The organism is Deltaproteobacteria bacterium, from assembly GCA_029860075.1.
Classification (GTDB): domain Bacteria; phylum Desulfobacterota; class JADFVX01; order JADFVX01; family JADFVX01; genus JAOUBX01.
Map to the genome: position 1 here is coordinate 1 of JAOUBX010000141.1, position 5,672 is coordinate 5,672.

Genomic DNA, 5,672 nt, shown 5'->3' on the forward strand with positions numbered 1-5,672 from the left:
GAGCAGCGAATTCTTCCTCAGGAGAAAGATCAAATTCTCCTGTGAGGACATAGTTTGTTAACTTAGACTTATACCCCATTAAATCAACATAAACTGTCGGATTCGAATAAGCATAAAGGTAACGATGTAATGAAGGCGGAGTCCCGTATTCACCTAAATACGTATCCTGTGAAATAAACCTCGCAGTTTCTGCGTCATAGTAACGAGCCCCAAAGTAAATTAAACCTGTCTGTTCATCATGTTCCTGCCCGGTAAATATCTGCCTATTTACACTACTTCCTGTCTGATTCCTGATTGTTCCCCATGGATCAAGCGAATAGCTAACCTTAACCGCACCACTTTGGTCTGTAAGGTTAACCGTGCTACCCAGAGCATCATGGTGATAATACTGGCTTGATGTTCCGTTGTTGAGGCTTAGTAATCTGTCGGCATAGCGGTAATGAGCAAGGAGACTGCTATCACCAGCGTTTCTCTCTTCTATTACAGCATTGCCATCATAGAAGTAATCCACGTCGCCTCTTTCGCTCAAACGATGCCTGATTCTCAAACCACCCGCGTTGTAATCATACAGCCCTTTCGTTACAGAATCCTGATTCGCTCTCACCATTTGATTGAGCGCGTCATATTCAAAGGTCATGTTCGCAGTTGAATCAAGGCTGTCCGTTTTGGAAAGCATATTGCCGTTAAGATCATAGCTATAGCCAATTGTCTTGCCGTTAACAGCATCAACAACACTCGTCAACCTATCCAAAGCATCGTAAGTGTATGTTTTCGAAGCGGTTGCGGTACCGTTTACACTGACATCCTCCGTCTTCCTGTTGTAACCCTCAAAGGTGTAGCTTGTAACGGTCACATCAGCACCGGAAGTCAACGTAAACTCCGTCATCCTGTCAAGGTCATCATAGCTGTAAGTCGTTGTCTCAGTTACCCCATTTTGAACCTCAACCTGTGAAGTTCTATTGCCATTGCTGTCGTACTCATAGACATAACTGGAAATTACCGAACTATCAGCCGTTACCTTATTAACTATACTTGCTACCCTGTTGGTCGGATAGTAGGTGTATTTAACATCCGTACCGTTGGGATAAGTTACCGTGTCCTTCTTGCCATCAGGATAATAACCGTAGCTTGTTAGCAAAGCATCAGCAGTAGCGGTGGCTATCCGGTTTCTACTATCGTAAGTATAAGCAGTACTGCCGGAAGCAGTTGTCACGCTGGTTCTATTACCATTATTGTCGTATGTATAGGACACAGCCACGCCCCTTTGCATGCTGCTGGTCAACCTGTCAAAGTTGTCATAAACATTCTCTGTCAGGTCTGTAACGGTGGTTCCATCGGCATCCCGCTTCGTTTCGGTGACAGTAATGACATTATTATTCGCATCATAATCGGTCACCGTTTTTAGCGGCGTCATGTAGGCCGTAGCCACATCAGAATAGTTGGCCTCTGTCTGTCGGTTGAGCTTATCGTAGACGTAACCAAAAACCTGCCCCTTGGCATCGGTCATTGCCGTCATATTCCCCTCGGCGTCATAGCCGTAAGTGGTGGTAATAAAGCCCGGCTGGATGTGCTTCACCTTTCTATTAAGGGCGTCATATTCATACTTAACGCGACGGCCCAGCGCATCCATCTGGAACGTTACATTACTGTTCTTGTCGTAGGCGTATTTGGTGACCAAACCCCCTTCGCTCACTTCCGTCAGCCTGTTGAACGCGTCATAGGCCATGGTCCTGGTGTTGCCCAGCGGTTTGGTAACCAGTGTAAGATTACCCAGGGCATCGTATTCTTTGCCTGTCGTCTCTCCGGCAAAGGTGACGGACTTTTCCCTGTTTTCCTTATCGTAAGTATAGCTTGTAATTTTCCCTTCTTCATCAGTGATAGTCAGCACATTCCCTGCACCATCATAGCTGCGGCTTCCAGTAGTTGTATCTGCATAAGTCGTTACTGTCAGCAAGTTACGACCGCTGTAAGTATAGGCTGTCCGCTTGTTTTCAGCATCCGTCGTTGCCGTCACATTGCCTGCGTTGTCATATTCATTAGTAACGAGGGTGATTCCCGCCCGCTTGGTATTTATCAGTCGATAAAGATCATCGTAAGTATTTTCAGTGATGATGCCCCGCTTGTCGGTAAGGGCCTTAACATTGCCCACCTTGTCGTAAGTCTTTTGAGTGAACTGACCGAGTGCATCGGTCACCCTGGTTTCACGGCCAAGGGCGTCATATTCATAAGTGGTTTTATTATTCCTGCGGTCGGTAACACTTACCACCTTGCCCCGCCTGTCGTAAGTGGTTACCATCTCATGATTAGCAGCATTAAACCCCCGTCATGGGCGAATCCATGACGGGGGTTGCTATAGGTATTGTATATTCAATTGTCAAAGAACTTTGCAGAATCAAAGCCACTGTTGGATAAATCTAAAGGTCATTTAGTCGATTACGTAGCTCTGACCCCTTACACCTTTTTCAATGTGTAAATTCCATCATTTTCGAGAGTATTTTCATCAATATAGACTATTTCTTTTTTAGTTCCTTCAAATAAAAACATCTGACTTGGATTTTCACTTTCTGTTGGCAATAAGCACTTACAGTTCATGTGTATAGAAAAAGCAGACACAAATTCATCAATTTTTGGTGTATTCTTTGTTATTTCTCCAAACAAATAAATTGATAGCATCATAACAAAGCCCGATTGGAATAAAGACTTTTGGCAAACCACATTCATCGTATTAGCATCTGGAAAATCATCGTAATCTTCAATAACCTGAATTTTTTCAAAATGTATATTTAGCAAATCATGCAAAGTCTTACGTAGCTGCTTATCAGGAACTAAATTTTCTACAATAATATCTACCCAAATCATTGCGACAACCTCCAAACCTTTAATGCGGTATTTACAGCATCATCACTTAAACCCATATTATTAATAATTTTGTTTGCTTTGGCTGTATTACCAAATTTATTTAAAACACCTAAAGCCTTAAATGATGCTCTATCTAATTGATGAAATCCACTTCCGGAAACAGGAAATAAAGTACCATCATGCATTCCATATGTTCGACCATTAATTACAAATTTATCTCCACTTTTTTTAGCCAGTCCTTTATTGATGGCTGCAACATCGGCTGTAACATCTACACCTGGTTCAATTACTGTGTTCAAATTTTTAGCCACAGTTTTTTGATTTACATTGGTTAATGTATGTCTGCTAGCAGGACCTCTGAATTCAAATACATTCTTTAAGGCTAATTTATCAACCTCACCACCTTTTTTCTCACCCTTCTTCCACCACTTTTTCCACTTATCCTTAATCCATTTCTTATTACTTTTGATGAAACCACCTGTTTGCTCTACAAACTTTCCAAGTGGCGATCTTGTTGCTGCAGCTATTACAATATTTTCAGGATCACTAACAGTTTCTTCCACTTCATTCGCCGCTTTGTGACCAACATCTTTTGCATTGGCTATAAAGGCATCTGCTCGTCGTGCACGCTCATTTTTTACTTCCTGTTCAGGATCCAGAGGTTTCTCATTAAACTCTTCATCACCCCTTTCACTCTCTCCTGTAAGCTTTTCATCGGGATTTGGACTCGCTTTAAATTGTTGCCATTTACGTCCTAATTGATACCATTTGTTTTCTATATTACCCCAGAAATCTCTTTCCATTGTTTTCACTACGCCATTCTCTGTAACTATGTCATAACTATCCTCATAATCTTCCCATGCAGCTGGATCAGGATTGTAATAGCCGTCGTGATATTCTATGTACTTAGCACCCGTCTCTATTTCATCCAGAGAAGCATACTCCCTTACTGCCTCATACCCATACAAATCAATATAAACCGTCGGATTACTATAAGCGTAAAGATATCTATGCAATGAAGGCGGTGTCCCATACTCGCCCAAGTAAGTATCCTGACTAATAAACCTCGCCGTCTCAGCATCATAGTAACGAGCACCGAAATAAATCAGCCCTGTCTGTTCGTCATGCTCCTGCCCGGTAAATATCTGACGGTTAATACTTGAACCAACCTGGTTACGGATATGCCCCCACGGGTCAAGGCTATAACTTACTTTCACCACCCCGCTATTGTCTGTCAGGTTAACAGTGCTACCCAAAGCGTCATGATGATAGTACTGAGTTCCCAGTTCAGTGTTCAGAGAAAGTAATCTATCTGCGTATCTATAGTGCGCTAACAGGCTGCCATCCGCAGCATTCCTTTCCTCTATGATCGAATTCCCATCATAATAGTAATCAACATCCCCCCTTTCACTTAAACGATGCCTTACTCTCAAGCCATCGGCATTATATTCATAAAGCCCCTGCGTGTCTGTTGCCTGCGTCGTTTTAACCAAACGGTTGAGCGCGTCATATTCAAAGTTCATGTTGGCAGCCGAATCGAGGCTATCTGTTTTAGTCAGCATGTTACCGTTAAGGTCATAGCTGTAACTTATGCTCTTGCCATTGATGCTGTCAACTACACTGGTCAACCTGTCCAGTGCATCATAAGTGTAAGTTTTAGAAGCCGTTGCACTTCCATTGACACTAAGCTCTTCCGTCTTCCTGTTATACCCCTCAAAGGTGTAGCTTGTAACAGTCACATCAGCACCGGAAGTGAGTGTGTATTCCGTCATCCTATCGAGATCGTCATAGCTGTAGGTCGTTGTCTCGCTTACCCCATTTTGAACTTCAACCTGTAAAGTTCTATTACCATTACTATCATAGTCATAGTTGTAGCTGGAAATTACCGAACTATCAGCCGTCACCTGATTAACTATGCTTGCTACCCTGTTCGTCGGATGATAGATATACTTCACATCAGTACCGTTGGGATAGGTAACTGTATCCTTCTTCCCATCGGCATAGTAACCATAGCTTGTTAGCAATGTATCAGCGGTAGCAGTAGCTATACGGTTTCTATTGTCATAGGCGTAAGCCGTCGTTCCGGCTGCGGTAGAAACACTCGTTCTATTCCCGTTATTGTCATAACCGTAGCTAACAGTGACACCACGCTGCGTACTGCTTGTCAAACGATCAAAATCATCATAAACATTCTCAGTGAGGTCAGTCACTGTTACGCCATCCACGTCATGTTTGCTCTCGGTAATGGTCGTTACATTATTATTCGCATCATAACCCGTCACCGTCTTAAGCGGCGTCATATAAGGTGTCGCCACGTCGGGATAATTGGCCTCGGTCTGCCTGTTTAACTTGTCGTAAACATAACCGAAGACCTGCCCCTTGGCGTCGGTCATTGCCGTCAGGTTCCCTTCGGCGTCGTAGCCGTAGCTAGTAACAATATTGCCCGGCTGGATATGCTTCACCTTCCGGTTGAGGGCGTCGTATTCATACTTAACGCGACGACCCAGCGCATCCATCTGGAACGTTACATTACTGTTCTTATCGAAGGCGTATTTGGTGACCAAACCCCCTTCGCTCACTTCCGTCAGCCTGTTGAACGCGTCATAGGCCATGGTCCTGGTGTTGCCTAGCGGTTTGGTAACCAGTGTAATATTACCCAGGGCATCGTATTCCTTGTTTGTCGTCTCAGATGCAAAAGTAACAGAGGTCTCCCTGTTTTCCTTATCGTAAGTATAGCTTGTAATTTTCCCTTCTTCATCAGTGATAGTCAGCACATTCCCTGCACCATCATAGCTGCGGCTTCCAGTAGTTGT

Annotated in this window: 3 protein-coding genes; all 3 read right to left on the minus strand. The window is 43.5% G+C overall.

Going from position 1 to position 5,672, the window contains the following annotated elements:
• Nucleotides 1-2,296 (minus strand): hypothetical protein (locus tag OEV42_21165; GenBank protein ID MDH3976780.1); only part of this gene is annotated, 2,296 nt, incomplete at its 3' end.
• Between the two features lie 155 nt (nt 2,297-2,451).
• Nucleotides 2,452-2,859 (minus strand): hypothetical protein, encoded by a 408-nt coding sequence (locus OEV42_21170; GenBank protein ID MDH3976781.1) that lies wholly within the window; start codon nt 2,857-2,859, stop codon nt 2,452-2,454.
• The coding region (locus OEV42_21175; protein ID MDH3976782.1) for a hypothetical protein at nt 2,856-5,672 on the minus strand (2,817 nt) is incomplete at its 5' end. The genes OEV42_21170 and OEV42_21175, both read right to left, overlap by 4 nt.